Genomic DNA, 6,591 nt, shown 5'->3' with positions numbered 1-6,591 from the left:
TTTCAACTGCGGTAACATCACTCATTAATCAGCATATTGAAACCATGGGTAAAAATGAGGTAGAAAACCTCCACGCGCTGGTCATGGAAGCGATTGAGCCTGCAGGGGCTTTTCATGACAAGAAATTAGTCAAACATTCAGTATAATCCTGTAGCTACTTGAACTAACGAAAGAAACGGATGTCCGAAGTATTAGCTTTTTTATCAACTGTTGAAGATGTAAGAGAGCAAGAGAAAATCATTTATCCATTATCCTCCCTGCTGTTCATGTCACTATGCGCAATATTTTGTGGCGCAGAAAGTTGGGATGATATGGTTGTATTTTCTGAATCACGAACAGACTGGTTGTCAAACTATATAGATATGTCGCCAGGAATCCCCTGTTACAGCACGTTCCGCCGTGTATTCTCAGTGATTGATCCCAGTTCATGGAGCTCTTTGATTGAAGGAACATTGGGAATAGTCATTAAAGAAAGAGCGCCGGAAGATCAAATACCTATTGATGGTAAAACATTAAGAGGGACTCGTTGTTCATCGAAGGAAGTACGAGCTATCCAGATGGTAAGTGCCTGGAGTGTTTCAAATAAAATATCACTTGCAGATATCAGAACGGACAGTAAATCAAATGAAATAAAAGCGATTCCCTTGCTTCTTGATTTACTTACAGTAGAAGGTTGCACGATATCAATCGATGCTATAGGTTGTCAGGAAGAAATCTTAAAAAAGATCATTGAAAAGGGCGGTGATTTTGTTATTGGTTTGAAGAAAAATCAGCCTTCTTTATATCAAGCGGTTCATGATTATTCAAAAGAACATGGAGAAAAACCCTGTAATTTGATTGAGGATGCTTTTGATGAAAGTCATGGTCGGTCAGTACGACGGCGCTATTTTGCTTATCCTTTACCGGAAGAAGCAAAACCTTTTGCTTTTACTGGGATAAAACTATTATTGCCACTGAAACCATAAGCTCTACCACAAATACCCCTGAAGTCATTGCGCAATGGCGTTATTACGTTACAAGCCATGATGCGGATAACCCAAATCTAAGTCGTTATGTACGCGACCATTGGTCGATTGAAAATGAATATCACTGGCAATTAGATGTCCATCTTAATGATGATAAAGATAAAAAGTATGATGATGTAGCTGCTGAAAATTTTGCAAGAACTAAACGGCTATTGCTAAACTTAGTAAAAATAAAACAGCCTGAGGGTAAGAAACGCAGTGTACGATCCAGGCTGAAGCGTGTTGCATGGGATCTGGATTATTTGCTGACGTTGCTTACTTTATAATCTTGTGTAACCAATAGAATTGAATACGCCGGAATTAATATTCCGGTTCGCCTGCATCCTGAATAAGATTACTTATTAACCATTTGGAATAAACAAAACTCACAAACTAAATTCACCGAATCTTTCGCCGCCTGTTGACTAAAAAATAGTTGAACAATGATTGGTTTATTTCTAGTCATGAAAAGCCCCTGGACGATGCCCTGATTATCTCTACGGGATAACGATATCTTTTCAGCTTTTGCTCCAACATCTTTCCACCACCTAAATAGACCTTAGTCTAGCACTTAAGTTAAATTGACGGGGCCCAATTTAGTGAGCACTCTGTTGTTGCTATGCTTGTTTCTTTCTGAGTAATGCGAAAAGCAGATTTAAAAATTTTAGCGAAAAATGCACCTTTTTATCAAAGCCAATCTCTAAATCGATCTCAAAATTTTCTTTGATTCCTTTTCTAATATCCCTTAGTTCCTTGACATCTTTTCTATCTTCCGCTGTTCGGCCAAAAAATGAAGGAATACATTTAGAATCCCGTTTTTTAGAACGGTAGCCATCGCAAACAAACTGGCTGTGTCTTTTCCTGATTCAATCTAAAATGGTAAGGGTCTGCAGAAAGCATAGTGGCTGAATTCTGTGCTTCAGATTTAAGAGAGCGATCTTGATTTTGGGTGACGGCAGACGCAACGACAAATGCTCCTCGAATCGCTAAAATAAGAGAAACACAACAGATAGCAACTGGAGACGACCCCCCCCGTGTCAGAAGAAAAGGAGCTAGTTTTTCTATAGTAAGATAAGAGCTATAAGTACTTATAAGTCCGCTTTGTAAACTGGCAATGGCTTGAGATTTATTATGGTGATATAAATGCGTTCCTGCTATCAGTAAATTAAAAGCGCCAACAAATGGTACAAAATAATTTGCCGCGAATGCCATTATTAGTGCCCCAACCAACGTACTAATAAAAAACGAAACAGCCTGCAGCTTTTCTTCATCATGATAAAAATGCTCAAGATAATTGACACAATTTCTCACTAAATTGACTAACTGTATGCTCGTGAACAATGCTAAAAACAGCGAAGGAGAAATGGCATAAGCAATATTAAGGGTAACTGCGATTAAAAAATATTGCCTTAAATCTATCTGTAGTTTTTGTATATGTTCTTCCAGAAGCTCATCCAGAAGTTCTTCTGGCGTAGAGTGTTTTTACAGTAAAGAAAGTTTGAAAATGCACCTAATAGATCTAGATCGCCATGTTGCTCATCATAGGCAAACTGGTGCTGTTCAACATAGTCAACGACTTCAAATTGCTCATTCTCTTGAGATTGTATTAGAGGTAATTGTACTGCCTAGATAAAAACATTTAAAAAATCATGGGCTGCTTTTTTTCCATCGGAAGATAAAGAAGATAAAGCACTTCTTTCATCTTGAAATGCTATATATAATTTTTCCCGTAACCTCTTATAAAATATAGTACGATTAAATCGAGCACTCGTATCTCTTTGTTGTCTTTTCTGCACCAAAGTAAACTCATCTCGATAATCTAATAAAAAATTATCTAATAATTTCAAAGCCTGATCGGCTATAAATTCACTCATCTTAGCCATTTCCTGCTATCAAAAAATAGGTTCTTATTCTTTTCGTGCTCTACCGCTATCATCGATTAATTTGTTCTGTCTTAAATATAATTGACTAATTTTTCCATAAATTAACCTGCTTCTGATTAACTCAAAAATTCGTTTTTATTGTTGTTAGGGCAGCGCCGTTTAATAATTCCATTTCCAACTGTTTTAAGTTGTCGCTTTGGCATGCCTCATAGAGTGGCTTCATTTTTTCCTTGTGTTTTAAATCTTGAGTGGAATACATACTACTACAATTACGATTTATTATAAAATTATTAGTCACAATGACAGATAAAAAGAAACTGTGCAGCAGCCTGATTTCATAAGCTATCGCAAAAAATTTATAAGAGCCTATCCGAAATAGGTCGGCAATTAGAACCGTAGACGCATACAAGAAAAATACCTCATTGGTTTCAAATCACCCGCCAGCACTCAACATGACGCTGCTCGTGATGTGTATCTACAGTCAGCATAAAAATCCAACGTACGGACATACGGACAAGCCATTAAAGAGTTAAAAGGAGAAGGGGTTATTTCAGAACATGTGAAGCATTTACAAATTAAGTATCGTAATAACAAACTGGAAGCTGATCACGGAAAGCTTAAGCGGTTTATAACCCCTGTATGAGGGTTTCAGTCTATGAAAACTGCCTATGCAATGATTAAAGGATTTGAAATTATGCGTATGTTCAAAAAAGGACAATTCAATATTTGGATGTATGGGAACCGAACCGAAGTGTCCTTCATCAATGAACAATTTGGACTATACAGTTGAGATCTGCCTAAAACTTAATATCTTGTAAATCGAATCTTTTTTGCAACGGAGCCCTATGAAAAACAAAAAAATTAGATGAATCAACCACTCTTAAGTAGCAAATCCACTTTTAGAGAGTTGCGAATTCTTTGCTGCAATAAAAACCCGCCAAAAGGCGGGTTTTTAAATTGGGGGGAAAGGCTTACATCATGCCCATACCGCCCATACCACCCATACCGCCCATGCCACCCATATCGCCGGCACCAGCCATACCTTCATCTTTCTTAGGCAGGTCAGCAACCATACACTCCGTGGTCAGCATTAAGCTAGCTACAGAAGCAGCATTTTGTAATGCAGTACGAGTTACTTTAGTTGGATCAAGAATACCCATCTCAACCATGTCACCGTATTGGCCAGAAGCTGCGTTGAAACCAAAGTTATCTTTGTTTTCAGCTACTTTGTTCACGATAACAGAAGACTCATAACCAGCATTCGCTACGATTTGACGTAAAGGAGATTCAATCGCACGGCGCAGAATGTTGATACCCATGTCTTGATCGGCATTTTCACCCTTCAAACCATCCAATGCTTTTTGTGCACGAATCAAGGCAACACCACCACCGGCAACGATACCTTCTTCGACAGCTGCACGAGTAGCATGCAGAGCATCTTCAACACGCGCTTTCTTCTCTTTCATTTCAATCTCAGTCGCTGCACCAACTTTGATAACGGCAACACCGCCAGCTAATTTGGCAACACGCTCTTGTAACTTCTCACGATCGTAGTCAGAAGACGTTTCTTCCATTTGGGCACGAATTTGAGTAATGCGTGAATTAATGTCAGATTCTTTACCTTCACCATCAATAATGGTGGTGTTTTCTTTGGTAATAACGATGCGTTTTGCAGTACCTAAATCTTCTAATGTAGCACCTTCAAGGCTCTTGCCAATTTCTTCAGAAATCACTTGGCCATTAGTCAGAATAGCAATATCTTGCAACATTGCCTTACGACGGTCACCGAAACCAGGTGCTTTAACAGCACATACTTTAACGATACCGCGCATGTTGTTAACAACTAGCGTAGCCAACGCTTCACCTTCAACATCTTCAGCGATGATCAGTAAAGGACGGCCAGATTTAGCAACACCTTCCAATACAGACAACATATCACGGATGCTAGAGATTTTCTTGTCAACCAATAAAATGTATGGATGCTCAAGCTCTGCACTCATGTTTTGTTGGTTATTGATGAAGTAAGGAGAAATATAACCGCGGTCAAACTGCATACCCTCAACCACAGATAATTCATTTTCCAGACTGTTACCATCTTCGACAGTAATCACACCTTCTTTACCTACTTTTTCCATCGCTTCAGCAATGATAGAACCGATAGCTTGGTCAGAGTTTGCAGAAATAGTACCTACTTGTGCAATCGCTTTACCATCTTTGCAAGGCTTAGACATTGATTGCAATTGCTTGGTTACTGCTGTAACTGCTTTATCAATACCACGCTTCAGATCCATAGGATTCATACCGGCAGCAACTGCTTTATGACCCTCAACCAGAATCGCGCGAGCGAGTACTGTTGCAGTCGTTGTACCATCACCCGCTGTGTCAGAAGTTTTAGCAGCAACTTCTTTAACCATTTGTGCACCCATGTTTTTGAAACGATCTTCAAAATCGATTTCTTTCGCAACAGATACACCGTCTTTCGTTACAGTAGGAGCACCAAAAGATTTTTCTAAAACAACATTACGTCCGCTTGGACCCATAGTTGCCTTTACTGCATCAGCTAATGCATTTACACCAGCAAGCATTTTTTGACGAGCATCGTCACCAAAACGTAATTCTTTAGCCATTGTCACAATCTCCTTAACCTTGTTAGATTACTTCTCAATCACACCCATGATGTCGTCTTCGCGCATCACAACGAGTTCTTGACCAGCTACTTTGACTTCAGTACCAGAGTACTTGCCAAACAGGACTACATCACCTACTTTGACGGCCAAAGCACGAACATCACCGTTATCCAGGACTTTACCTGCGCCAACAGCGATAATTTCCCCTCGCATTGGTTTTTCAGTAGCACTGTCTGGAATCACAATACCACCAGCTGTGGTACGTTCTTCTTCCATACGACGAACTACAACACGATCGTGTAACGGACGAATTTTCATACTTGTTTTCTCCTGATTGGTTAAATCACCTATAATTTTCAGAGGAAGCTCTGAGTTTTTAGCGCCACATACTTTAAAGATATGTAACACTGATGTCAGCCATATGGAGACAAAAAGATTATTTTCAAGGGGGAAAATTAAAAAATTTTGGTTTTTTAATCTTAAGACTACAATGCTCTACAATTTTACAGGTTTTTTAAAGCATATTATGAAAAAATGGCTTTTATTCACGACACTTATTTTAGCTTCTTTTATTAACTATGCTAGCCCTCTTCCCGCGGCTGACGTTTTTCAAGTCCAGGCCAAACAAATTGACCCGAATACTTTCACGCTTAATTGGCAAATTAAACCAGGTTATTTTCTTTACAGCGATCGTATTAAATTAACCGAGCAACCTGGGTCTAATATTCATTTAGGTACTCTTCGCTTTCCTGAAACTTTAAAAAAGACTGATAAGCAGGGTCGTACTTATGATATATACCGTCAACAGCTGTCATTACCCGTACCAGTTCTGGGTGAGCAACCCGGAGAAACCTTGGTAAATTTATATTTTCAGGGTTGTTCTGATGATGGTTTTTGCTACCCTCCCGAGACACGTCAAATCAAATTAACCATCGATAAAAATCTGGCGCTTAGTCAGGTAGACATAGAAGTGCAAACCGCTCAAGAACAAGTAGAAACACCACAGCAGCCAACTAACGACATTGAAGCGGTCTTCGTCAACCATCATTGGCTTACGGTGATACTAAGCTTTTTTGG

7 protein-coding genes and 1 pseudogene are annotated in these 6,591 nt (G+C 39.1%); 4 read left to right on the top strand and 4 right to left on the bottom strand.

All coding sequences use genetic code 11. From position 1 onward, the window contains the following. Nucleotides 1-179 precede the first annotated feature (179 nt). Both BN58_RS23375 and BN58_RS37650 read left to right on the top strand, forming a co-directional pair. A complete protein-coding gene (locus tag BN58_RS23375; protein ID WP_019216409.1) occupies nucleotides 180-965 on the top strand; it encodes an ISAs1 family transposase in 786 nt (261 codons plus the stop codon). Beyond that, nucleotides 944-1,291 carry an ISAs1 family transposase gene (locus BN58_RS37650; protein ID WP_156812425.1) on the top strand — a complete coding sequence of 116 codons (348 nt, stop codon included), beginning with the start codon at nucleotides 944-946 and terminating at the stop codon, nucleotides 1,289-1,291. The genes BN58_RS23375 and BN58_RS37650 overlap by 22 nt, the downstream gene beginning before the upstream one ends. Before the next feature lie 532 nt (nucleotides 1,292-1,823). Here BN58_RS37650 and BN58_RS08165 read toward each other — a convergent pair. Next, nucleotides 1,824-2,345, bottom strand: coding sequence for a hypothetical protein (locus BN58_RS08165; protein WP_156812424.1), 522 nt, complete (start codon nucleotides 2,343-2,345; stop codon nucleotides 1,824-1,826). Nucleotides 2,346-2,629: 284 nt separating this feature from the next. Further along, the gene (locus BN58_RS08155) at nucleotides 2,630-2,887 is read right to left on the bottom strand and encodes a hypothetical protein (RefSeq protein WP_156812423.1); all 258 of its coding nucleotides are present in this window, start codon (nucleotides 2,885-2,887) and stop codon (nucleotides 2,630-2,632) included. A gap of 511 nt (nucleotides 2,888-3,398) precedes the next feature. On the opposite strand from BN58_RS08155, the pseudogene BN58_RS37645 reads away from it, so the two are divergent. Further along, nucleotides 3,399-3,530 (top strand): annotated as a pseudogene (locus BN58_RS37645) (DDE-type integrase/transposase/recombinase); the annotation flags it as partial. A 328-nt stretch (nucleotides 3,531-3,858) separates the two neighbouring features. Here the strand turns inward: BN58_RS37645 and groL are convergent. Continuing rightward, a complete protein-coding gene (gene groL / locus BN58_RS08140) occupies nucleotides 3,859-5,514 on the bottom strand; it encodes a chaperonin GroEL (protein WP_019216403.1) in 1,656 nt (551 codons plus the stop codon). A gap of 27 nt (nucleotides 5,515-5,541) precedes the next feature. Beyond that, a complete protein-coding gene (gene groES / locus BN58_RS08135; RefSeq protein ID WP_026069347.1) occupies nucleotides 5,542-5,832 on the bottom strand; it encodes a co-chaperone GroES in 291 nt (96 codons plus the stop codon). 208 nt (nucleotides 5,833-6,040) lie between these two features. Between groES and BN58_RS23370 the strand changes: the two genes are divergently transcribed. Further along, nucleotides 6,041-6,591, top strand: a 551-nt coding sequence (locus BN58_RS23370) for a protein-disulfide reductase DsbD N-terminal domain-containing protein (RefSeq protein WP_198009846.1), incomplete at its 3' end; no start/stop codon positions are given.

This window comes from Legionella tunisiensis, from assembly GCF_000308315.1.
Taxonomy (GTDB): domain Bacteria; phylum Pseudomonadota; class Gammaproteobacteria; order Legionellales; family Legionellaceae; genus Tatlockia; species Tatlockia tunisiensis.
Note: the sequence above shows the minus strand (reverse complement) of the source record. Positions and strands in the feature narration are given on the sequence as shown.